Genomic DNA, 21,022 nt, shown 5'->3' with positions numbered 1-21,022 from the left:
CCCGCTGGGAACGGGGAGCCTCATGTCCTTCAGTCCATCCGCCCGCGACCGGGTGCACCTGGAGCGCTGCGTCGAACTGGCCGGACACGCGCTCGACGCGGGCGACGACCCCTTCGGGTCGGTGCTCGTCGCGGCGGACGGCGGTGTGCTCGCCGAGGCGGTGAATCGCGAGACCACGAGCAACGACCCCACCGCGCACCCCGAGCTCGAGCTCGTGCGGTGGGCCGTCGCGCACCTCACCGACGCGGATCGCGCGGAGACGGTCGTCTACACCTCCGGGGAGCACTGCCCGATGTGCGCCGCGGCGCACGGCTGGGCGGGTCTCGGTCGCGTCGTGTTCGCGGCGTCGAGCGCGCAACTCGCGGAATGGCGTGCGGGGTGGGGGCTCGCACCCGGACCGGTCGCTGTGCGCCCGATCTCGGAGATCGCTCCGGGGGTGCCCGTGGACGGTCCGGTCCCGCCTTACGACCGCGTCATGCGCGAACTGCACGACCGGGCGCGCAGACGGAGCTGACTCGCGCCCTCCGGTCGGTCGAGCGGATGGCGCACGGGTCAGCGCGGCGCGGATGCGTCGAGGGTCGAGAGGATGTCGCGGGCGCGCGTCCACAGCAGTGAGCTGCCCGCATCCTCGATCGCGAAGCGACGGGCGCGCGGGAGGCGTCGTTCGAGCGTCTGCCCGAAGTCGGGGGAGTGCACGGGGCTCGTGTCGAGGAGTCCGTACCAGAGCTGCACCGGCACGTGCACGTCCTCGACGCGGAACGGCCAGGGCGCGTAGGTGACGGCGAGTTCGCGCGCGTATCCGGCGGCGCCTCGGGCGAAGCCCTCCTCGAGGCTGCGGCGATACCCCTCGGCGAGCGCGCCTGCGTAGAAGGCCCGATCGGCGTCGCCGCTCATGCCGAGCACGAGGGACCAGAGCCCGTCCGCGTCGGCCATCTCGGCGAAACGGCGCTCGAAGCCCGCCGGATCGGCCGTCGCCTCCTCGACCATGCCCGCCACTTGCGGCACCAGCCGTTCGCGCGCCTCCTGCACGTCGTCGAGCCCGGCGACGACGGCGACGGCGTCCACGACGCCGGACGCCCCGAGGGCGAGCGCGAACGGCGAGCCCTGCGAGAACCCGACGGCGAGCGGGCGCTCGCCGTCGCGCACGGCGGGCAGTGCCCGCACGTCGGCGACCCACGAGTCGAGGGTGAGCTCGGGATGCCCGCTCGAACGTCCGAAGCCCGGTCGGTCGATCCCGACGAGGCGCAGACCGAGCTCGTCGAGGTCGTCGAGCCCGAAACCGAGGGACCCGCTCATACCCGCTCCCGAGCAGAACAGCACGGGCCGGGCGGTGGGGGCGCCCCACTCGCTCCAGGCGAGGGATCGGCCGTCGGGGAGGGTCACGGTATCGCGTCGAGGTTCCACGGCAGTCCAGAGTAGAGGAGCGGGAATAGCGACGACCGACGTGCCGTTCGATACGATGTTCATACAAACGCATGAAAAAGCGAGGGACCATGGCTCAAGTGCAGTTCGGCATCTTCACCGTCGGCGACGTGACCGCGAATCCGACGACGCGCACCACGCCGACCGAGAACGAGCGCATCCGCAACATCCTCACCATCGCGCAGAAGGCGGAGGAGGTCGGCCTCGACGTCTTCGCGCTGGGGGAGCACCACAACCCGCCGTTCGTGCCCTCGTCGCCGACGACGATGCTCGGCTACATCGCGGCGAAGACGACGACGCTGCAGCTGTCGACCGCGACGACGCTCATCACGACGAACGACCCCGTCAAGATCGCCGAGGACTACGCGATGCTGCAGCACGTCGCCGACGGTCGCGTCGACCTCACGCTCGGTCGCGGCAACACCGGCCCCGTCTATCCGTGGTTCGGCAAGGACATCCGGCAGGGCATCGAGCTCGCCGTCGAGAACTACGCGCTGCTGCACCGCCTCTGGCGTGAGGACTTCGTCGACTGGCAAGGACGCTTCCGCACGCCGCTGCAGGGCTTCCAGTCCACGCCGCGGCCGCTCGACGGCGTGCCCCCGTTCGTCTGGCACGGCAGCATCCGCTCGCCCGAGATCGCCGAGCAGGCCGCCTACTACGGCGACGGATTCTTCGCGAACAACATCTTCTGGCCGAAGGAGCACTACATGCGCCTCATCGACCTCTACCGGCAGCGCTTCGAACACTACGGCCACGGCCGCGCCGACCAGGCGATCGTGGGCCTCGGCGGTCAGGTGTTCATGCGGGCGAAGTCGCAGGACGCGGTCAACGAGTTCCGCCCCTACTTCGACGAGGCGCCCGTGTACGGACACGGCCCGTCGCTCGAGGAGTTCAGCGAGATGACCCCCCTCACCGTCGGCAGCCCGCAGCAGGTCATCGACCGCTACGCGGCGATGCGCGACCACTTCGGCCACTACCAGCGCCAGCTCTTCCTGATGGATCACGCCGGCCTGCCGCTCGGCACCGTGCTCGAGCAGCTCGAGATCCTGGGCGGCGAGGTCGTGCCCGTGCTCCGCAAGGAGTTCGCCGAGGGCCGCCCGGCACACGTGCCCGACGCGCCCACCCACGCCTCCCGCGTCGCTGCCGCGCGCGCCGCGTCGGAAACTCAGGACTCCTCCGCCGGCGGCGTGTCGGAAACTCAGGACTCCTCCGCCGACGCCGCGTCGGAAATTCAGGGGAACGGTTCCGTGATCGCGGCCGGAGGCGCCCGATGAGCGGGATCGACGGTCGCACTCCTGAATTTCCGACATCACCCGCCGAGGCCGTGGCCGGCGCGACTCCTGAATTCCCGACGGTCAAACGCATCGCCGTGGTGGCCGCCGGCTTGAGCCAGCCGTCGTCGACGCGACTGCTGGCGGATCGGCTGGCGGATGCGACGGTCGAGCGGATGGGCGAGCACGGCGTGCGCGTCGAGGTCACCGCGATCGAGCTGCGCGACCTCGCGCACGACATCACGAACAACCTGCTCACCGGGTTCCCGAGCCCGAAGCTCCAGCAGGCGCTCGATGCGGTGACGGGGTCGGACGGGCTCATCGCGGTGACCCCGATCTTCACGACGAGCTACAGCGGCCTGTTCAAGTCGTTCGTCGACGTGCTCGACCCGCAGTCGCTCACCGACCTTCCCGTGCTCATCGGCGCGACGGGCGGCACGTCGCGGCACTCGCTCGCGCTCGACTACGCCATCCGGCCCGTGTTCACCTATCTGCATGCCGTCGTCGCTCCGACGGGCGTCTTCGCGGCGTCGGAGGACTGGGGCGCGGGCGGCGAGTCGTCGTTGCCCGACCGCATCGGCCGTGCGGCGCGCGAGTTCGCCGCGCTCGTGCGGGAGAGCACCAGGGACGGGCTCAACGACCCGTTCCGGCTCCCCGCCGGGTTCAACCCGATCGGCGCGTTCGGCGCGAACTGACGCCACCCGTTCCGCCGCGCACGGGCCTACACTGGCGCCGTGCGCAGGCGGACGGGAGCGGCGGTCCTGGCCCTGCTGTGCCTGCCGCTGCTGGTGAGCGGATGCATCGCGAGCGGGCTGCCCGAGTCGACGCGCGAGGAGAGAATCTCCTACCTCCAGCGCTCCCTCGACGAGTACTGGGCCAGCGCCACGGCGCAGGATCCTCCGATGGACGACCTCGTCGGCCGCGGCATCGTCGTGGTGCCCGACGATGAGCTCGTCGACACCGTCGTCGAGTGCTTGCGCGGACTCGGATTCGACGCGACGGCCCATGCCGACGGCAGCTACTCGTGGAACGAGGAGCCCGCGACGACCGTGCCGAGCGAGAACCTCGGCGCGCTGTGCTTCGCCCGGATCGTGAGCGAGGAGCAACTCCAATGGGTGCCCGGCCCTCGGGAGCTCGCGGCGACGTGGGCACACCAGACCTACATCACTCTGCCGTGTCTGGAACGCGCAGGGCACCGCGTGCCCCAACCACCGCCCCTCGCCGCGGTGTTGAGCGGTGCGGCCGTCGGCTGGGATCCGTTGTCGGAGATCGCCCCGCCGGTGCGCGGCGACGCCGCGCTGCTCGGCCGGCTCATCTCCCGATGCCCGCCCTACCCCGAACCCGAGGCGCAGCGGGAGGAACCGTGAGGGCACGTGCGGGCATCGCCGTGGCGCTCGTCGCCCTGGCGGCACTCGCCGGATGCGCGGCGCAGCCCGAGCCCGGCCCGCTGACGCGCGAGGAGAAGATCGCCCAGCTCCAGGAGGACGTCGACACGCAGTGGGAGGACGTCAGCCGCGCCTATCCAGAACTCGGACTGGGTGTCGCTCCCCGGGTGGCCGTGGTCACGGAGGGGGAGCAGCTACGTGAACGTCAGGCGTGCTTCACCGGACTCGGCATCGAGGTGAGGGTGCAGCTGAACGGGGGGATGGAGTTCCCCGAGGCACCCGAGGGCGGTACCCCGTTCGAGGTGGCGAACGTGGCGTGCTGGAGCGCGATCGTGCCGGAGTCCCAGCTCGAGTGGGTGTGGAGCGACGCGCAACTCCAGGCCGTCTGGCTGCATCACGTGCGCTCAGCCGAGTGCCTCGAGCGCTTCGGTCTCGACGTGCCCGAGCCGGTGCCCTTCGCCCAGCAGCAGAAGCGTCCCGAAGGCGTCTTCTTCCTCTACTCCGCAAGCGGACTCGACGTCTTGAGCGCCCCGGAGCAGGCCGCGATCGCCGCGGCGTGTCCGGGCACGCCCCGCTGGTTGCCGACCGGATGACGCGCCGTTCCTAGGTGCCGAGCGGCCCGCCTGTTAGAATCGTTGTCGGTTCCCACGAACCGAGCAACACAACGGAGCAGGCCGGCACGAAGCTGGTCACCGGTGGTGGTCTTCCGAACACGGAGTCGGAGCACTTCTACTGTTGGCCAGAGCAGACGACCGGCGCGCCGAACGCGCCCCGTTCTTCCTGCCCGCTCCCGCTCCGCGAGATGGGGCGTCGTCGACGTCCCGCGTTCGTCGCGTGCTTCAGCGCGCGGCAGTGAAGGAGACAGACCTCGATGGAAGGTCCTGAAATCAAGTTCGCCGAAGCCGTTCTCGACAACGGCAAGTTCGGCACTCGTACGGTTCGCTTCGAGACCGGCCGCCTCGCCCAGCAGGCGCAGGGCTCGGTCGCCGCGTACCTCGACGAGGAGACCATGCTGCTCAGCGCCACGAGCGCCGGCAAGCACCCCCGTGACGGCTTCGACTTCTTCCCCCTGACGGTGGACGTCGAAGAGCGTTCGTACGCCGCGGGCAAGATCCCCGGTTCGTTCTTCCGCCGCGAGGGCCGCCCCTCGACCGAGGCGATCCTCGTCTGCCGTCTGATCGACCGGCCGCTGCGCCCGTCGTTCGTGGACGGCCTCCGCAACGAGGTGCAGATCGTCATCACGGTGCTCAGCATCGCGCCCGACGAGTTCTACGACGCGCTCGCGATCAACGCGGCGTCGGCATCGACCCAGATCTCGGGCCTGCCCTTCAGCGGCCCGATCGCCGGCATCCGCCTCGCCCTCATCGGCGACCAGTGGGTCGCCTTCCCGAAGCACTCGCAGCTCGCCGAGGCCGTGTTCGACCTCACCGTCGCCGGCCGCCTCGTCACCGACAAGGACGGCAACGAGGACATCGCCATCATGATGGTCGAGGCCGAGGCGACCGAGGGCAGCTGGGAGCTCATCCGCGCCGGCGCCACCAAGCCCGACGAGACCGTGGTGGCCCAGGGCCTCGAGGCGGCGAAGCCGTTCCTCAAGCAGCTCGTGAAGGCCCAGTCGGAACTCGCCGCGCAGTCGGCCAAGGAGATCCAGGACTACCCGGTCTTCCTGCAGTACAGCGACGAGGCCTTCGCCGCCGTCGACGCCCTCGCGCACGACGAGCTCGCCGCGATCTACCAGATCGCCGACAAGCAGGAGCGTCAGAACGCCGACGACGCGCTCAAGGAGCGCGTCAAGGCCGCCATCCAGGAGAAGGTCGAGTCGGGCGAGCTCGGCGGCGACGTGCCCCCGATGGTGAGCGCGGCGTACAAGGCCGTCACCAAGAAGATCGTCCGCGGCCGCATCCTCACCGACGGTGTCCGCATCGACGGTCGTGGGCTCGCGGACATCCGTGCGCTCGACGCCGAGGTGCAGGTCATCCCGCGCGTGCACGGTTCGGCGATCTTCCAGCGCGGCGAGACCCAGATCCTGGGCGTCACCACGCTGAACATGCTCAAGATGGAGCAGCAGATCGACTCGCTGTCGCCCGTCACGAAGAAGCGCTACCTGCACCACTACAACTTCCCGCCGTACTCGACCGGTGAGACCGGCCGCGTGGGTTCGCCGAAGCGTCGCGAGATCGGGCACGGCTTCCTCGCCGAGCGCGCGCTCGTGCCGGTGCTGCCGAGCCGCGAGGAGTTCCCCTACGCGATCCGTCAGGTCTCGGAGGCGCTCAGCTCCAACGGCTCGACCTCGATGGGTTCGGTCTGCGCCTCGACGCTGTCGCTGCTGAACGCCGGTGTGCCGCTCAAGGCCCCGGTCGCCGGTATCGCGATGGGTCTCGTCTCCGACGAGGTCGACGGTGAGACCCGCTACGCGGCGCTCACCGACATCCTGGGTGCCGAGGATGCGCTCGGCGACATGGACTTCAAGGTCGCCGGCACGAGCGAGTTCGTCACCGCCATCCAGCTCGACACGAAGCTCGACGGCATCCCGTCGTCGGTGCTCGACGGCGCGCTGAAGCAGGCGAAGGAGGCGCGTGTCGCCATCCTCAACGTGCTCAACCAGGCGATCGACGCGCCCGACGAGATGGCGCCGACCGCGCCGCGCGTCATCAGCGTGCAGATCCCGGTCGACAAGATCGGCGAGCTGATCGGCCCGAAGGGCAAGACGATCAACCAGATCCAGGACGACACCGGCGCCGACATCTCGATCGAGGACGACGGCACCGTGTTCATCGGTGCGACCGACGGCCCCTCGGCCGAGGCCGCCCGCGCCGCAGTCAACGCGATCGCCAACCCGCACAACCCGGAGATCGGTGAGCGCTACCTCGGAACGGTCGTCAAGATCGCGACGTTCGGTGCGTTCGTGTCGCTCATGCCGGGTCGCGACGGCCTGCTGCACATCTCTGAGGTGCGCAAGCTCGCCGGAGGCAAGCGTGTCGAGAACGTCGAAGACGTGCTCGGAGTCGGCCAGAAGATCCAGGTCGAGGTCACCAAGATCGACGACCGCGGCAAGCTCTCGCTCGCCCCGGTGGTCGAGGAGACCGAGGGTGCGGCCGACGTGGTCGAGGAGACCGTCGAGGTCTGATCCACCCGGTTCCGGATGCCCGTCCCGCTCGCGCGGGGCGGGCATCCGTCGTTCCGGGGCGTCGGAACGGCGTTGCGGCTACTTGATCGAGCCGCGCATGACGCCGGAGATCACCCAGCGTTGCGCGAAGACGTAGACCAGCAGCAACGGTGCCATTGCCATCAGGTACGAGGCGAAGGCGGTCGTGTAGTCGGTGTTGAACTGCCCCTGGAAGATGTACTGCGCGAGCGGCAGAGTGCGCGCCGCCGGGTCGGAGAGCACCACGAGGGGCAGCAGGAAGTCGTTCCACGCCCACACGCACGTGAGGATGCCCACCGTCGCGTTCATCGGGCCGAGCAGCGGGAACACGACCCGCCAGAACACCCGCCACGTGCCCGCGCCGTCGGTGCGGGCGGCCTCCTCCAGCTCGATCGGGATCGAGCGGATGAACGCGACGTAGATGAACACGTTGAGCGAGAGTCCGTACACGGTGTACAGCAGGATGAGCCCGGCCTGGTTGTCGAGGCCGAGCACCGCCGTCTCCTTGACGACCGGCAGCATGATGATCGGGAACGGCACGAAGAGGGCCGTGAGCACGTAGAAGTACACGCCCTTGAAGAACGGCTTGTGCATGTTCCGGGCCACCGCGTACGACACGAGCGAGTTCGTGAGCAGCGTGAGCACGACCGCGCCGGCCGTGATGAACGCCGTGTTGGCGAGCGTGCGCGGAAAGTCGGTGAGGTTCCACGCGTCGGCGAAGTTCTGCAGGTCCACCGGGGCGGGCAGCTCGAATCCGGTGCCGGCCAACTGGTCCGGGGTCTTCAGCGCGGTCACGATCGCGAAGTACAGCGGGATGAGCACGGTGAGCGACAGCACGGCGATGAGGGCCGTGAGCCACCAGTTCACCCGCCGGCTGTCCTCGCCGATCCCGCTGCGGGAGCGCCGGGTGCGGGGCAGGGCGGCGCGCGCGGTCGTCGCGCCCTGGGTCGAGATCGCCATCAGAACTCCGCCTCCCGACGAGAGAGCACCTTGAACTGGAAGATCGAGACCAGGATGATCACGATCAGGTAGATGACCGCGTTCGCGGTCTGATACGCGTACTCGCCGCCCTGGAACCCGCCGCGGAAGATGAGCAGCGTGATCGACTCGGTCGAGGTGCCGGGCCCGCCGTTCGTGAGCGGGATGATCTGATCGAAGACCTGCAGGTACGTCTTCATCGCGAGCACCATGTTGATGGTGAAGAACGCGCCGATGAGCGGGAAGGTGATCGAGGCGAACTGCCGCCGCTTGCTCGCCCCGTCGATCGAGGACGCCTCGTACAGTTCCTGCGGGATGGTCTGCAGCCCGGCCAGGTAGAGGATGGTCGAGAACGCCACGCCCTGCCAGACGGTGAGGAACACGATCGCCGTCCATGCCCAGTCCGGATTGGCGAGGATGTTGTCGCGGAACACCGGGATGCCGTTCAACAGCTGCGGCAGCGAGTTGGCGAAGATGTATTGGAACACGTAGCCGACGACGAGGATCGAGAGCACGTACGGCACGAAGAAGATGCCGCGGAACAGCGCCTGGAACTTGATCCTCGCGTTGAGCGCGAGCGCGATGCCGAGCGCGATGACGTTCACGAGCACCGTGCACGCGATCGCGACGCCGAAGGTGAACCCGTAGGCCTCGATCACCCGGTCGTCCTGGAACAGTGCGCCGTAGTTGCGCAGCCCCACGAAGTCCCACACCCCGTATCCGGCGTAGTCGGTGAAGCTGAAGAAAACGCCGACGATCACCGGCACGGTGTGCAGCACGAAGAACAGCACGAGCGCGGGCACGACCATCCAGTAGTGCGCGGCCGGGGTGCGTCCGAGCCGGGACCGCTTGCGGCGGACGGTCGGCGGCGACCCGGCCGGGGTCGCCGGGGCGGCGGCCTTCGGGGCGGCGGTGGATGTCGTCATGGCGTCACTCCCGTACCGTCGTGCGCAGCGCGACCTTGCGCCACTCGTTGTCGAGTTCCCGCAGCGCCGCCTCCGGCGAGCCGCCGAGCAGGAACTCCTGCACGATCGGCTGCAGCGGGATGCTGGGCGGGATCTGGTGGTCGATGAACCCGATCAGGCGGCCCTCCTCGAAGTAGGGCACGAGCTCGGCGAGCACCGGATTCGGGTTCGGCGCCGCGTCCGCGAGGGTGGAGAACATCACCTGGGATTCCACGAACGCGTCGACGACCTCGGGGGAGAGCAGGTACTCCACGAAGCGCCTGGCCTCCTCGAGGTGGGGCGTCGTGCGCCCGATCGTGACCGCGACGTCGACGCCCGAGGTGAGTCGCACATCCGCCGGGTCGTCGCCCGCGGGGTAGGGGAAGACGCCGAGCTCGATGTCGGGGTTGTTGGCGAGGATGGGGTTAATCGTCCAGATGCCCTGCAGATACATGGCGGACTCCCCGTTCGCGAACGCGAGGTTGCCGTCCTCGTATCCGCGGCTGCGATAGTCGTCCTGGGCGAAGGAGTAGAGCTGCTGGAGCTTGTCCATCGCCTCCGGGTAGTCCTTGCTGAACGAGACCTCCGCGTCCGGACCGACGTCTCCGCCCTCCTCGCGCATCCGGTCGAAGAAGTCCTCCGGCTGCAGCTGGCCGCCGAGGGCGTTCCATGCCGGGATGGCCGTCCACGCGTCGGTCAGGGTGCCGTAGAAGGCCGGGATCCCGGCGGCCTCGAGCTTCTCGCACACCGCGATCAACTCGTCCCACGTGGTCGGCACGGTCAGGCCCTGCTCGGCGAAGATCTGCTTGTTGTAGATGATGCCGTCGGCGTTGTTCGCCATGCCGAGGCCGTTGATCTCCTCGCCCTCATAGGTGCCGAGAGCGTCGAGGATCTCGAGCACGGCCGGGTTCTGCTCGTCCACGAGCGGATCACCGGTGAAGTCGTGGAACACGCCGGCCTGAGCGAGCCGGCCGAAGTTGCCCGACCCGTTGAGGGTGAGGACGTCGGGCACCTTGTCCTTCACGAGGAGGGTGCGGATGGCGGTGTCGGCGTCGGGCACGGCGTTCTGTACGACGCGGATGTCCGGGTTCTCGGCCTCGAAGTCGTCGATGATGTCGGCGAAGTCCTGCACGGCCTCGGGCTTGAACTGGAAGAAGTCGAGCGTCACGACCTCCCCGTCGCCGCCGCTGCCCGCGCATCCGCTCAGCACGCCGCCGATGAGGACCGTCGCCATCACCGCCGTCGCGGCGCGTCGGAAGGGTCGGGGCATGGTCATCGCGCCTCCTCGCGCTCGAGCCGGGACCGCCGCAGCACGCTGCTTCCCGGATACAACACCGGCAGGCGCGACCTCGTAAAGCGCGGTCGGCGACCACTCAGGGAGACAGACCGGTCCGCCGTGCAACGCTGCATGCCGATATTTTTGTGACGGAAGGAACGCGGAGTCAAGAGGCAGGTCAGAATGGACCGCATGATCACCGGTGGTTCGTCGCGAGCACTCGCCCGAGAGGTGCTCGTCCACGGACCGCTCTCGCGAGGTGAACTCGCCCGGCGCCTCGGACTGTCGCTCGCGAGTCTCACCCGGCTGGCGCAACCGCTGCTCGCCTCGGGATTCCTCGTCGAGGAGTCCCGTGCCGGCACCGGCAACGGCCGACCCGCCCGTCCGCTCGCGGTCCGCGCGGACACCGCGCGTGTCGTCGGTCTCAAGGTCTCGGGCGACGACGTCTCGGGCGTGCTCACCGACCTGCGCGCCGATCCGCGCGCGCAGGCCATCCGCCCGCTCGGCGGCCGCAGTGTCGCCGCGACCGTCGACACCATCGCCCGTGTCGTGTCCGAACTATCCGGCGACAGGCCCGTCGACGCGGTCGGTGTGAGCCTCGGCGGCAGCGTCGACCGTCACGGCGTCGTGCGCAAGGCGCCGTTCCTCGGCTGGACCGACGTGCCGCTCCAGCGATTGCTCGGCGAGCGGCTGCGGGTCCCCGTGGTGGTCGAGAACGACGTCGTCGCACTCGCCCGAGCGGAACACTGGTTCGGGGAGGGCCGCGGTCGTCGCGACCTCGCGGTCATCACGATCGGCGTCGGCGTCGGGTACGCCCTCGTCATCGACGATCGCGTCGTCGACCGCCCGGACGCGGGCGTGGGTCTCGCCGGTCACGTGCCCCTCGATGCCGACGAGCCCCCGTGCGACCACGGTCACCGCGGCTGCGCGGGCACCCTCCTGTCGTCGAGCGCCATCGAACGACGGGCGCGGGACGCGCTCGGCGTGGACATCGGCTACGACGACGTCATGGAGGCCGCCGCGCGCGGCGATGAGGCCTCCCGCGCCGCGCTCGAGACACCGGCCCGGGGTCTCGGACGGCTCATCGGCCTCGTCTCCTCCCTGGCCGTCGTCGACACGGTCGTGCTCGCGGGGGAGGGCGTGGCGCTCGCCGAGGCGATGCGACCGGTCGTCGCCGCCGGAACGACCGAATACCGGCATCCGGATGCCGCGCCGGTCGACGTGCGCATCTCCCCTCCCGGGTTCGACCGCTGGTCGCGTGGGGCGGCCGCCACGGCCATCCAGCACCTCGTCGTCGGCTCCGCATAGCCGCTCCCGACGGCCGGCGCAAGGCCCCGTGGTCGATCGCGGGGGTCGTTTAGGGTGACAGAGGACAGTCGTCGAGGAAGTGAGGCCAGAGGGGGCACGTGGTGGACATGACGTCATCCGCGGAGCAGCTGCCTCGCCGGGCCATCGGATCCACCGGACTCACCACCATGCCCGTCGGTGTCGATGGCAGCGTGTTCGGCTGGGCCGCGGGAGTCGAAGCGACCGCGGAGGTGCTCAACGAGTTCACCGATGCCGGAGGCACGCTGGTCAGCACCGCCGACCACTACAGCGGTGGCCGCAGCGAGGTCATGATCGGCACCTGGCTGCGCTCCCTGCTCGATCGCAGTCGCGTGCTCGTGGCCACCAAGGTCGGACGTCACCCCGACAACCCCGGCCTCTCGGCCCGCGCCCTCGTGCGTGCCGCGGAAGCCTCCCTCGAGCGCCTCGGCACCGACTACATCGACTTCCTCTCCTTCGACGGCGATCACCCCGAGACGCCGGCCGACGAGAGCCTCGAGGCGGCCGATCGGCTCATCAGGGCCGGCAAGGTGCGCTTCCTCTCCGCCTCCGACTACACGGGCACCCGACTGCGGGAGTTCCGGTCGGTCGCCGAGCCGGCCGCGTACCCCCGCTTCGAGACGGCGTTGCTCGAGTACAACCTGATGCGACGCGAGCCGGCGGAGGGCGACGTGCTGCCGGCAGCACGCGAGCTCGGCATGGGGTTCTTCGCCCGGCTGCCCCTCGCGAACGGCTTCCTCACCGGCGTGATGCGCACGCGGGACACCGTTCCCGAATCGGTCATGTTCGCCGCCGCGGCGCAGCACATCGGGCGTCGGGGCACCCGGATCCTCGCGGTGCTCGATGAGATCGCCGAGCAGCACGACACCACCCCCGGGGCCGTCGCGCTCGCCTGGGTGCTCAGCAGGCCAGGCGTCACCGCCGCGATCGTCCGCGCGCGCGACGGCGAGCAGCTCGCCTCGCTGCTGCCCGCGGCGCGGCTCACTCTCACCCGCCACGACGTGCGGCGGCTCGACGAGGTCTCGGCCGCCTGACGCTCAACCGGGCAGCGGCACCGTGGATTCGACGACGACCATCGTGCCCGCGCAGACGGCGAATGCCAGGAAGATCGCGATCGTGAGCGCCGCGAGCAGGGCGAGCCGCACTCGCCCCGATGGCACGCCGTAGCGCACGGCCACCATCGCGAGGAAGAGCGTCACCACGGCCACGAGGCCGGTCGTCGCGGCGCCGGCCGGACGCAGGTCGCGCAGTGCGATCAGCATGATGACGGCGATCGCCGCGGTGATGCCTCCCACCACGAGCCAGGTGCGTCCGGATGCGGTGGTGAGCGCCGCCTGATCCGTCACGCGTGTGGGGTCGGGCTCGCGCATCAGGAAGGCGTCTCCTGCACGCCGGTGAGCTGAGCGCGCGCGAGGACGTGCTCGCGCATGAGGAAGCCCAGCACCGCGGGGGTCGCGTCGGCCGGCACGTCGAGGTGCGGCACGTCGAGCGCGCTCACGGTGAACACGTAACGGTGCTCGCCGTGTCCGGCGGGCGGGGCGGCACCGGTGAACCGGGGCTGGCGGTATTCGTTCGGAAGGGTGACCGCCCCGGCGGGGAGTCGCCCGTTCTGCGGGTCGCCCGCTCCCGCGGGGAGCGACTCCACCTCGGCGGGCAGGTCGTACACGGCCCAGTGCCAGAAACCGCTCCCGGTGGGCGCGTCGGGGTCGTACACCGTCAGTGCGTAGCTCCGCGTCTCCCGTGGCGCTCCGGTCCAGTGCAGGGTGGGGGAGCGGTCCTCCCCGCCGGCGTCGGCGGCGCGAGCCCAGATCGGCAGGATGCCGCCGTCGCGGAAGTCGGGGCTGGTCAGCTCGAAAGCGGGCACCTCGGGCAGGCGCCAATTGGGGTGGTTGACCACGGTCGTCCTCTCGTCGGCGGATCGGTCCTCGTCGCGGGCGGGCGCCACGGTACGCCGTCTATGAACGAAAGGTAACGATTGGGAGGGTCGTGCGCGCGAAAGTCACAGGTCGGTCGTAGTCTTCGAGCACGCGCACCCGACGGTCTCGGCCGCGCGTCGTCTCGGTGTGGAAGGGAGGCGGAATGACCGACACGGACATCGTCGCTGAACGTCCGGTTCCCACCCTGCCGGCCACCGCGCCCCTGCAGACTCCGGTGCTGCGCCGACTCGGGCAGTCCGACCTCAAGGTGTACCCCGTCGCGATCGGCGGGAATGTCTTCGGCTGGACAGCGGATGCGACGGCGACCGACGCGGTGCTCGACCGCTACACGGGCCTCGGCGGCAACTTCATCGACACCGCCGACTCCTACGCAGGCGGTCGCAGCGAGATCATGATCGGCAACTGGCTGCGTCGACGCGGGCGTCGCGACGACCTCGTCATCGCGACGAAGATCGGCAAGAGCGCCGATCATCCCGGACTCTCGTCGCGGGCTGTCGTCGATGCGGTGCACGCGTCGCTGGGCCGGCTGCGCACGGACCGCATCGACCTGCTCTACCTGCACGTCGATGACGAGCAGGTGCCGTTCGAAGAGACGCTCATGGCGGTCGACCAGCTCATCCGCAGTGGCGCCGTGCGCTACTTCGGGGCCTCCAACCACACCGGCAACCGGCTCATCGAGGCCCGCGTCGCGTGCGCCATGCTCGGTGTCGCCCCCATGGTGGCGTTGCAGAACCACTACAACCTCGTGCACCGCGGCGAGTACGAGAAGGGCCTCGCGCACATCGCGCGGGCGCAGGAACTCGGCGTCATGCCCCGGTTCGCTCTCGCGAGTGGGTTCCTCTCCGGCAAGTACCGCTCACGCAACGACCTCGACGGGAGCGCCCGCGCGGCGGGAATCGCCCCGCATCTGAACAAGCGCGGGTTGCGCATCCTCGCGGCCCTCGACCGCATCGCCGCCGCGCACGGCGTGAGCTGCGCGACGATCGCGATCGCCTGGTTGCTCGCGAAGCCGCTCGTGGTGGCGCCGGTGACGAGCGCGACCGAGCCGGAGCAGGTCGACGAGCTGATGGCGGCCGCCCAGTTGCGACTCACTCGGCAACAGGTCGTCGAACTGGACCGCGCGAGCGACTGAGTCCGGTCGCCTCGCGTCGAGGGCTGCGGCGTCAGCGCGCGGCGAGCACCCGCTCGGCGACGCGCGTGAGAGCGGCCGAGGCTGCGACGGGATCGCCGGCGTTGCCGCCGCTCAAGGCGCCGTCGCGGGCGAGCATCAGATCGTCGGCGCCGTCGCCCGGCATGCGGTGTCCGGTCTCCGCGAGGAGGTCGGCGAGCCGATCGGTCAGCCAGTCGCGGTGGGCGGTGATGACCTGGCGCACCGGATGGCGGGGGTCGGAGAACTCCGCGGCGGCGTTGAGGAACGGGCAGCCGCGGAACCCGGTGCGGCCGATCTCGGCCGCCGTCTCGCGCACGAGGCGGCGGATGGCGTCGGCGGGATCGTCGGCCGAGGCGATCAGGCCGTCGAGGTGGTCGCGCATGGCCTCGTGGCGTGCGCGGATGTACTGCAGGATCAGGTTGTCCTTGGATCCGTAGTGCTTGTAGAAGGTGGCCTTCGTCACCGCGGCGCGCGCGATGATGCGGTCGACGCCGACGGAGCGGATCCCCTCCTCGTAGAAGAGGTCGAGCACGGTCTCGAGGATGCGGGCCTTGGCCCCCGGCCCGGGAGCACGCTGTGCAGTCAGATGGGGGGAAACGACCGACACAGCGTGGCTCCTTCGGGCTTGCTCGGGCTAGGTGTCCTCACAGCCGGTGGAGCGACCGGATGGGGGGATCCGGTCCATCGCGGACGGGGGGATCCGCGAGTCCTTCGTGCACCCTGCGGGTGCACCCGTCGAAGACGTCGACACGGGCTTCGGGTGCCCGTGCCCGACGCTCCGTTTCGATCGGGTTCTTGCGGAGCGTCGTGATCCATAGGTTACCACTGCGGACAGACAGACTCGTCTGTTTGTCCGCACTTCCGCCGACCCCAGTACGGGGGTCATTCCGCCACATATCGCGGTGATCTCGGGGTACGCCGCTGCATTCGGGGTACAAACGATGCCACCGGGACGCTGTGCATCACGCCGCGGAGCGGTCGGGCGCATGGCATAGGCTCGACCGGTGATCACCGGCGCCGTCGACCTTCCGCTCGATCTCGCCGACCTCTCCTTCACCGCGTCCGATGGTGCGGTCGTGAGACGCTCCGTTCTGCCGAGCGGCGTGCGGGTGCTCAGCGAGCAGGTCCCGGCCGCACGCAGTGCGACGCTCGGTTTCTGGGTCGCCGTCGGCTCGCGTGACGAGGTCGCCCCCGCCTTCGGCTCGACGCACTTCCTCGAACACCTGCTCTTCAAGGGCACGACGACCCGGTCGGCGCTCGACATCGCCGTGGCCTTCGACGAGGTGGGCGGAGAGCACAACGCCATGACGGCGAAGGAGTACACCTGCTACTACGCCAAGGTGCGTGACCGTGACGTGCCGATGGCGATCGACGTGCTCGCCGACATGTTCACCTCGAGCACGATCGACGCCGACGCGTTCGAGACCGAACGCGGCGTCATCCTCGAAGAGCTCGCGATGGCCGACGACGACCCGGCCGACGTCGCCGGCGAGAAGTTCTTCCAGGCGGTGTTCGGCGACCATCCGCTCGGCCGGCCCATCGGCGGAGACGCCGCGGCCATCCGTGCCGCCACGCGGGATGCGGTCTGGGGGCACTACCGGGCGAACTACCGTCCGCAGGACCTCGTCGTGACCGTCGCCGGGGCGGTCGACCACGACCTCCTCGTCGCCGCCGTCTCGCGGGCGCTCGAGCGGGCGGGGTGGGACCTCGGCGTCGCTGCTCCTCCCGTGCCGCGCCGCGCGCCGGGCAGGGTGTCGTTCGGCGCCCCCACCGGCGTGGAGCTCATCGAACGACCGCTCGAGCAGACCAACCTGCTGATCGGTGTGCCCGGTCTCGCGGCGGCGGATCCGCGCCGGTCCGCGCTCACGGTGCTCAACGCGGTGCTCGGCGGGGGCATGTCGAGCCGGCTCTTCCAGGAGGTGCGCGAGCGGCACGGCCTCGCCTACTCCGTCTACTCGTTCGCGCCGAGCTACTCGGACGCCGGGGTACTCGGCCTCTACGCCGGCTGCTCACCCGCCAACGCCCCGCGGGTCGCGTCCCTCCTGCTGCAGGAGTTCGACCGGCTCGCCGACTCCGGCATCACAGCCGACGAACTCCGCCGCGTGCGGGGCCAGCTCGCCGGGGCCTCGGCGCTCGCGCTCGAGGACTCAGACACCCGCATGTCGCGACTCGGCCGCAGCGAACTCACCCTCGGCGAGTACACGGATCTCGACGAGGGTCTGCGCCGACTCGACGCCGTGACCCGTGACGACGTGCGCGAGCTCGCGCGGGAGCTGCGCGCCCGCCCCCTCTCCGCGACGGCCGTCGGTGCCGTCGACGACTCGGTGTTCGCTGCGCTCGATGACGCGCGCCCGGCGGCCTGAACAGGAACGGACCCATGCCCCACTACCTCTACCTCGTCCGCCATGGCGAACAACAGGACGCCGAGTACGGCGTCCCCGACGGGCCGCTGAGCCCGCGCGGCCGTCGTCAGGCGCACGCGATCGCCGACCGGTTGAGCGGCGTGCCCTTCACCGGAGCCTGGACCTCTCCGCTCGAACGCGCCATGGAGACGGCGAACATCATGACCGAGCGGATGCCCTCGATCGAGCCGCAGCCCTCCGCCCTGCTCATGGACTGCATCCCGTCGGGCCCGACGGCGGACATGCCGCACGCGTTCGAGTCGTTCTTCGGCTCGGTCACCCCGGAGCAGATCGAGGCCGGCGAAGCGCAGATGGCCGACGCGGTCGCCGAGTGGATGACGCCGGCGATGGAGGACCGGCACGACCTGCTCATCACGCACAACTTCGTGATCGGCTGGTTCGTGCGCGAGACCTTCGGGGCGGCGCGGTGGCGCTGGATGGGCATCAACCAGGCCAACTGCGGCCTGACGATCATCCGGGTGCGCTCCTCCAAGCCGCCCGTGCTCATCACCTTCAACGACCTCGGGCACCTGCCCGTCGAGCTCCGCACGGGGATGTCGGTCGAGCAGCCCTACTGATCTGCCCCGCCTGAAGGATCAGTCGAGCGGCTTGCGGAACCAGTGGGTCGCGTTCGGGTTGTCGTTGTACGGCGGCACCTCCGCGTAGCCGCTCGAACGGTAGAGCGCGCCGGCGGCCTCGAGGCTCGCGTTCGTGTCGAGCACGAGTTCGGTCGCCCCGAACTCGCGGGCCCGGCGCTCCAGCTCGGCCAGGAGCGCCCGTCCCAGGCCGCGCTTGCGCGCATGCGGCTGGATCCAGAGGTGCTTGACCTCGAACCGGCGCGCGTCGCCGTCGACGGGCAGCTCCCGGATGCCGCCGCACCCGATGTCCGCCGCCTCCCCGGCGATGTCGTCACCCTCGACGATGAGGAACACCCCGCGCGGCGGAACGAACTGCGCCGGATCGGGGAAGACGGTGCGGTACTCGCCCAGGTCGGCGGGGAACTCCTGCGCGCGCGCCGAGAAGTACTCGGTCAGCAGCGCCAGGGCCGCATCATCCGTCACTGCAGCCTCACGCCAGGTCGCCATGAAGCCAGCGTAGGCCGCGTGTAGGGTCGACGGGTGACCAGCGTTGCCGTCGTCGGAGCCCACGGCCGGATGGGCCGCCTCACCTGCGAGATCGTCGAGGAGCTCGACGGGTTCGAGCTGCACTCCCGGATCGGATCCCACGACGCCCTCGAGCAGGCCGCCGGCGCGGACGTGCTCGTCGACTTCACCGTGCCCGCCGTCTCGCCCGCCGTCGTCGACTTCGCGCTGAGCTCCCGGATGCGCGTGCTCGTGGGGACGAGCGGCTGGTCCCGCGACCGCATCGCCAAGGTCGAGGCCCGCGTCACCGCCGACCCGGAACTCGGCATCATCTTCGTACCCAACTTCTCGATCGGCTCGGTACTCGCGAGCTCGTTCGCCGCCACGGCGGCGCGGTTCTTCGACTCCATCGAGATCGTCGAAGCGCACCACGCCGGCAAGGTCGACTCGCCGTCCGGCACGGCGGTGCGCACCGCCGAGCTCATCGGCGCGGCGCGTGCCGAACTCGGACCGGTGGAGGCACCCCACGTCGACCAGCGGGCCCGGGGCCAGCAGGTCTCGAGCGTGCCGGTGCACAGCGTGCGCATGGCCGGCGTGAGCGCCCGGCAGACGGTGTACTTCGGCGGCACCGGGGAGCGGCTCACCCTCGATCACGAGGCGTTCGGCGAGGACGCCTACGCCGCGGGCATCCGGCTCGCCCTCGCCGCCGTCGTGGAGCGCACCGGCGTCACCATCGGACTCGACCAGCTCATCGACCTCGGCACCCGATGAGACGCATCCCGGCGCTGCTCATGGCGGCGCTGCTGTTGCTGTACCTCGTGTTCGTGGCGCAGTACGCGCTGCGGCTGCTGCTCGACCCGCAGCCGATCGCCAAGGTGATGGGGGCCGCGTTGCTCGTGCTGCCGGTCATCGGGCTCTGGGCGCTCGTGGCCGAACTGCTCTTCGCGTTCCGGGCGGAGGGGCTCGCGGCGCGCCTCGAGCGGGAGGGCCGGGTGCCGCAGGACGAGGTGCCGCTCTCACCGAGCGGGCGGCCGGACCGCGAGGCCGCCGACGCGCTGTTCCCGAAGTACCAGGCGGAGGTCGAGGCCGCTCCGGACGACTGGGCCGCGTGGTTCCGACTCGCGCTCGCCTACGACGCCTCCGGCGATCGCCGGCGCGCCCGCTGGGCGACGCGTCGCGCCATCCGCGTGAGCCGCGCGCGCTGACCTGCGCCCGGTGACCGTTCCGCGGTCACCGACCGACGAAGTCGTCGAGCGCGTCCTCCACCCGCTCGTGACGGAATCGGAAGCCGTCGGCGAGCAGCCGTTCGGGCACGACCTCCTGATCCGCGAGCAGCAGCTCCCGACCGGCGTCGCGCAGGGCGAAGCGGATGAGCGGGCCGGGCACGACGAACGCGTGCCAGCGGTGCAGGCGACGCGCCACGTACTCGGTGATCCGTCCGCTCGTGGCGGGGGTGGGACCGACGAGGTTCACCGGTCCTTCGAGGGCGGATGCGGTGAGCAGGTGGCGCAGCGCGGCCGCCTCGTCGTGGAGGCTGATCCACGGCCAGTGCTGGCGGCCCGAACCGAAGCGGGAGCCGAGCCCGACGGTGGTCAGCGGAACGATCGGGCTCAACACGCCGCCCTTGCCGATCACGATGCCCGTGCGAGCCGTCACGACGCGAGTGCCCTCCGGGGCCCGGTGCGCCGCCGCCTCCCACCGCTCGACGAGGTCGGCGAGGAAGCCGTCGCCCTTCGCCGACTGCTCGGTGAGGCTCTCGTCGCTGCGGTCGCCGTAGAAGCCCACGGCGGAGCCGCTGACGAACACGCGCGGGGGAGTGGCCGCCGTGCTCATCGCCTCGGCGAGGGTCGTCGTGGCCTGCACACGCGACGCGAGCAGCTCCCGACGGTACTTCGCCGTCCACGGCAGGCGCGCGAGCGAGGCGCCGGACAGGTTGACGACCGCGTCCACGCCGTCGAGCGCCGTCGCGTCGATCGTGCGCGACTCGGGAGCCCAGGTCACCTCGTCGACGCTGCGCGGCGCGCGGCGTACGAGACGGACCACCTCGTGCCCCTCCCCGCGGAGCTGACGCACGAGTTCGGTGCCGATGAGGCCGGAGGCGCCGGAGACCAGGACGCGCAGGCGCCCCTCGCTCCCGGGCGCGTGCGCGGAGGTCACTAGGCCAGGCTGGCTTCGAGGGTGATGTCGATGCCGGCGAGGGCCTGCGAGACGGGGCAGTTCGCCTTCGCCTCTTCGGCGAGGCGGGCGAAGTCCTCCTCGCTGATGCCGGGGATCTTCGCGCTCACGAGCAGGTGGCTGCCGGTGATCCCCTCACCCGGCACGAACGTGACCGCGGCGGTGACCTGCAGGCTCTCCGGCGGGGTCCCCGCTTCCGCCAGCGCGTTCGAGAACGCCATCGAATAGCACGCGGAGTGCGCGGCGCCGATGAGCTCCTCGGGGTTCGTCTTGCCCGCGACCCCTTCGGACCGGGCGGCCCAGGTGACCTCGAACTCGGCGGCGTCCGAGGAGTCGAGGGAGGTCGTCCCCTTCCCGCTCTTCAGGTCTCCGAACCAGAGGGTGGTTGCTTCGCTTGTGACTGCCATCGTCGGCCTCCTTCTCGCCGCTGCCCAACCTAGCGCCCGAGTCTGACGGTCGGCAGGGGGAATCCACGGTCACCCGGCACTCCCTCGGCGAGCGTGCGGGGCGCCCGCTTGTCGCACCCGCG

Annotated in this window: 23 protein-coding genes; 13 read left to right on the top strand and 10 right to left on the bottom strand. The window is 70.4% G+C overall.

Going from position 1 to position 21,022, the window contains the following annotated elements; all coding sequences use genetic code 11:
* The first annotated feature begins 22 nt into the window (after window positions 1–22).
* Window positions 23–514: a nucleoside deaminase gene (locus CLV46_RS10540; protein WP_100364725.1), complete on the top strand. Its 492-nt coding sequence runs from the start codon at window positions 23–25 to the stop codon at window positions 512–514.
* Window positions 515–552: 38 nt separating this feature from the next.
* On the opposite strand, the gene CLV46_RS10535 is transcribed toward CLV46_RS10540, so the two are convergent.
* Complete coding sequence (locus CLV46_RS10535) at window positions 553–1,383, bottom strand: alpha/beta fold hydrolase (protein ID WP_100364724.1); 831 nt, start codon at window positions 1,381–1,383, stop codon at window positions 553–555.
* Window positions 1,384–1,493: 110 nt separating this feature from the next.
* Here CLV46_RS10535 and CLV46_RS10530 point away from each other — a divergent pair, with 110 nt between their 5' ends.
* From CLV46_RS10530 to CLV46_RS10510, 5 genes are all read left to right on the top strand, one after another.
* Window positions 1,494–2,696 carry an LLM class flavin-dependent oxidoreductase gene (locus tag CLV46_RS10530; RefSeq protein WP_425430410.1) on the top strand — a complete coding sequence of 401 codons (1,203 nt, stop codon included), beginning with the start codon at window positions 1,494–1,496 and terminating at the stop codon, window positions 2,694–2,696.
* Window positions 2,693–3,388: an FMN reductase gene (locus CLV46_RS10525; protein WP_100364723.1), complete on the top strand. Its 696-nt coding sequence runs from the start codon at window positions 2,693–2,695 to the stop codon at window positions 3,386–3,388. The genes CLV46_RS10530 and CLV46_RS10525 overlap by 4 nt, the downstream gene beginning before the upstream one ends.
* A gap of 39 nt (window positions 3,389–3,427) precedes the next feature.
* Window positions 3,428–4,060 (top strand): hypothetical protein, encoded by a 633-nt coding sequence (locus CLV46_RS10520; RefSeq protein ID WP_100364722.1) that lies wholly within the window; start codon window positions 3,428–3,430, stop codon window positions 4,058–4,060.
* On the top strand, window positions 4,057–4,671 hold the full coding sequence (locus CLV46_RS10515) for a hypothetical protein (RefSeq protein WP_100364721.1): 615 nt from the start codon (window positions 4,057–4,059) through the stop codon (window positions 4,669–4,671). The genes CLV46_RS10520 and CLV46_RS10515 overlap by 4 nt, the downstream gene beginning before the upstream one ends.
* A gap of 278 nt (window positions 4,672–4,949) precedes the next feature.
* Window positions 4,950–7,205, top strand: coding sequence for a polyribonucleotide nucleotidyltransferase (locus CLV46_RS10510; RefSeq protein ID WP_100364720.1), 2,256 nt, complete (start codon window positions 4,950–4,952; stop codon window positions 7,203–7,205).
* 78 nt (window positions 7,206–7,283) lie between these two features.
* Here CLV46_RS10510 and CLV46_RS10505 read toward each other — a convergent pair whose 3' ends face one another.
* Genes CLV46_RS10505 through CLV46_RS10495 form a run of 3 tightly spaced genes read right to left on the bottom strand, consistent with a single transcriptional unit; the run spans window position 7,284 to window position 10,421 of the window.
* Window positions 7,284–8,183 carry a carbohydrate ABC transporter permease gene (locus CLV46_RS10505; RefSeq protein WP_100364719.1) on the bottom strand — a complete coding sequence of 300 codons (900 nt, stop codon included), beginning with the start codon at window positions 8,181–8,183 and terminating at the stop codon, window positions 7,284–7,286.
* Window positions 8,183–9,127 (bottom strand): carbohydrate ABC transporter permease, encoded by a 945-nt coding sequence (locus CLV46_RS10500; protein ID WP_100364718.1) that lies wholly within the window; start codon window positions 9,125–9,127, stop codon window positions 8,183–8,185. The genes CLV46_RS10505 and CLV46_RS10500 overlap by 1 nt, the downstream gene beginning before the upstream one ends.
* 4 nt (window positions 9,128–9,131) lie before the next feature.
* Complete coding sequence (locus CLV46_RS10495; protein ID WP_100364717.1) at window positions 9,132–10,421, bottom strand: ABC transporter substrate-binding protein; 1,290 nt, start codon at window positions 10,419–10,421, stop codon at window positions 9,132–9,134.
* A gap of 192 nt (window positions 10,422–10,613) precedes the next feature.
* Between CLV46_RS10495 and CLV46_RS10490 the strand changes: the two genes are divergently transcribed.
* Window positions 10,614–11,729 (top strand): ROK family transcriptional regulator, encoded by a 1,116-nt coding sequence (locus CLV46_RS10490; protein WP_245866731.1) that lies wholly within the window; start codon window positions 10,614–10,616, stop codon window positions 11,727–11,729.
* Window positions 11,730–11,836: 107 nt separating this feature from the next.
* Window positions 11,837–12,781, top strand: coding sequence for an aldo/keto reductase (locus CLV46_RS10485; protein ID WP_100364715.1), 945 nt, complete (start codon window positions 11,837–11,839; stop codon window positions 12,779–12,781).
* Between the two features lie 3 nt (window positions 12,782–12,784).
* On the opposite strand, the gene CLV46_RS16700 is transcribed toward CLV46_RS10485, so the two are convergent.
* Both CLV46_RS16700 and CLV46_RS10480 read right to left on the bottom strand, forming a co-directional pair.
* On the bottom strand, window positions 12,785–13,117 hold the full coding sequence (locus CLV46_RS16700) for a hypothetical protein (protein ID WP_157802296.1): 333 nt from the start codon (window positions 13,115–13,117) through the stop codon (window positions 12,785–12,787).
* Window positions 13,117–13,692 (bottom strand): YbhB/YbcL family Raf kinase inhibitor-like protein, encoded by a 576-nt coding sequence (locus CLV46_RS10480; RefSeq protein ID WP_425430409.1) that lies wholly within the window; start codon window positions 13,690–13,692, stop codon window positions 13,117–13,119. The genes CLV46_RS16700 and CLV46_RS10480 overlap by 1 nt, the downstream gene beginning before the upstream one ends.
* A 134-nt stretch (window positions 13,693–13,826) precedes the next feature.
* On the opposite strand from CLV46_RS10480, the gene CLV46_RS10475 reads away from it, so the two are divergent.
* Window positions 13,827–14,816, top strand: a complete 990-nt coding sequence (locus CLV46_RS10475) for an aldo/keto reductase (protein WP_211282178.1) — start codon at window positions 13,827–13,829, stop codon at window positions 14,814–14,816.
* 31 nt (window positions 14,817–14,847) lie between these two features.
* Here the strand turns inward: CLV46_RS10475 and CLV46_RS10470 are convergent, their stop codons facing one another.
* Window positions 14,848–15,441, bottom strand: coding sequence for a TetR/AcrR family transcriptional regulator (locus tag CLV46_RS10470; protein ID WP_100364714.1), 594 nt, complete (start codon window positions 15,439–15,441; stop codon window positions 14,848–14,850).
* A 400-nt stretch (window positions 15,442–15,841) separates the two neighbouring features.
* Between CLV46_RS10470 and CLV46_RS10465 the strand changes: the two genes are divergently transcribed.
* Window positions 15,842–17,197 (top strand): M16 family metallopeptidase, encoded by a 1,356-nt coding sequence (locus CLV46_RS10465; protein ID WP_100366010.1) that lies wholly within the window; start codon window positions 15,842–15,844, stop codon window positions 17,195–17,197.
* Between the two features lie 14 nt (window positions 17,198–17,211).
* The gene (locus tag CLV46_RS10460; RefSeq protein ID WP_100364713.1) at window positions 17,212–17,814 is read left to right on the top strand and encodes a histidine phosphatase family protein; all 603 of its coding nucleotides are present in this window, start codon (window positions 17,212–17,214) and stop codon (window positions 17,812–17,814) included.
* An 18-nt stretch (window positions 17,815–17,832) separates the two neighbouring features.
* Here CLV46_RS10460 and CLV46_RS10455 read toward each other — a convergent pair whose 3' ends face one another.
* On the bottom strand, window positions 17,833–18,321 hold the full coding sequence (locus CLV46_RS10455) for a GNAT family N-acetyltransferase (protein WP_100366009.1): 489 nt from the start codon (window positions 18,319–18,321) through the stop codon (window positions 17,833–17,835).
* 33 nt (window positions 18,322–18,354) lie between these two features.
* Here CLV46_RS10455 and dapB point away from each other — a divergent pair, with 33 nt between their 5' ends.
* Together dapB and CLV46_RS10445 are read left to right on the top strand one after the other, a co-directional pair.
* Complete coding sequence (gene dapB / locus CLV46_RS10450; protein ID WP_245866728.1) at window positions 18,355–19,089, top strand: 4-hydroxy-tetrahydrodipicolinate reductase; 735 nt, start codon at window positions 18,355–18,357, stop codon at window positions 19,087–19,089.
* On the top strand, window positions 19,086–19,523 hold the full coding sequence (locus tag CLV46_RS10445) for a hypothetical protein (RefSeq protein ID WP_100364711.1): 438 nt from the start codon (window positions 19,086–19,088) through the stop codon (window positions 19,521–19,523). Before dapB ends, CLV46_RS10445 begins: the two co-directional genes overlap by 4 nt.
* Before the next feature lie 25 nt (window positions 19,524–19,548).
* On the opposite strand, the gene CLV46_RS10440 is transcribed toward CLV46_RS10445, so the two are convergent.
* Both CLV46_RS10440 and CLV46_RS10435 read right to left on the bottom strand, forming a co-directional pair.
* Window positions 19,549–20,475: a TIGR01777 family oxidoreductase gene (locus CLV46_RS10440; RefSeq protein WP_245866725.1), complete on the bottom strand. Its 927-nt coding sequence runs from the start codon at window positions 20,473–20,475 to the stop codon at window positions 19,549–19,551.
* Complete coding sequence (locus tag CLV46_RS10435; RefSeq protein WP_100364710.1) at window positions 20,475–20,900, bottom strand: OsmC family peroxiredoxin; 426 nt, start codon at window positions 20,898–20,900, stop codon at window positions 20,475–20,477. Before CLV46_RS10435 ends, CLV46_RS10440 begins: the two co-directional genes overlap by 1 nt.
* Between the last annotated feature and the right edge of the window lie 122 nt (window positions 20,901–21,022).

The sequence above is a fragment of the Diaminobutyricimonas aerilata genome, from assembly GCF_002797715.1.
GTDB classification, from domain to species: domain Bacteria; phylum Actinomycetota; class Actinomycetes; order Actinomycetales; family Microbacteriaceae; genus Diaminobutyricimonas; species Diaminobutyricimonas aerilata.
Note: the sequence above shows the minus strand (reverse complement) of the source record. Positions and strands in the feature narration are given on the sequence as shown.

Coding starts and splice junctions, on each gene's coding strand:
- CLV46_RS10540 (WP_100364725.1), top strand. CDS start 23: ATGTCCTTCAGTCCATCCGCCCGCGACCGGGTGCACCTGGAGCGCTGC.
- CLV46_RS10530 (WP_425430410.1), top strand. CDS start 1,494: ATGGCTCAAGTGCAGTTCGGCATCTTCACCGTCGGCGACGTGACCGCG.
- CLV46_RS10525 (WP_100364723.1), top strand. CDS start 2,693: ATGAGCGGGATCGACGGTCGCACTCCTGAATTTCCGACATCACCCGCC.
- CLV46_RS10510 (WP_100364720.1), top strand. CDS start 4,950: ATGGAAGGTCCTGAAATCAAGTTCGCCGAAGCCGTTCTCGACAACGGC.
- CLV46_RS10505 (WP_100364719.1), bottom strand. CDS start 8,183: ATGGCGATCTCGACCCAGGGCGCGACGACCGCGCGCGCCGCCCTGCCC.
- CLV46_RS10500 (WP_100364718.1), bottom strand. CDS start 9,127: ATGACGACATCCACCGCCGCCCCGAAGGCCGCCGCCCCGGCGACCCCG.
- CLV46_RS10495 (WP_100364717.1), bottom strand. CDS start 10,421: ATGACCATGCCCCGACCCTTCCGACGCGCCGCGACGGCGGTGATGGCG.
- CLV46_RS10490 (WP_245866731.1), top strand. CDS start 10,614: ATGATCACCGGTGGTTCGTCGCGAGCACTCGCCCGAGAGGTGCTCGTC.
- CLV46_RS10485 (WP_100364715.1), top strand. CDS start 11,837: ATGACGTCATCCGCGGAGCAGCTGCCTCGCCGGGCCATCGGATCCACC.
- CLV46_RS16700 (WP_157802296.1), bottom strand. CDS start 13,117: ATGCGCGAGCCCGACCCCACACGCGTGACGGATCAGGCGGCGCTCACC.
- CLV46_RS10475 (WP_211282178.1), top strand. CDS start 13,827: ATGACCGACACGGACATCGTCGCTGAACGTCCGGTTCCCACCCTGCCG.
- CLV46_RS10460 (WP_100364713.1), top strand. CDS start 17,212: ATGCCCCACTACCTCTACCTCGTCCGCCATGGCGAACAACAGGACGCC.
- CLV46_RS10455 (WP_100366009.1), bottom strand. CDS start 18,321: ATGGCGACCTGGCGTGAGGCTGCAGTGACGGATGATGCGGCCCTGGCG.
- CLV46_RS10445 (WP_100364711.1), top strand. CDS start 19,086: ATGAGACGCATCCCGGCGCTGCTCATGGCGGCGCTGCTGTTGCTGTAC.
- CLV46_RS10435 (WP_100364710.1), bottom strand. CDS start 20,900: ATGGCAGTCACAAGCGAAGCAACCACCCTCTGGTTCGGAGACCTGAAG.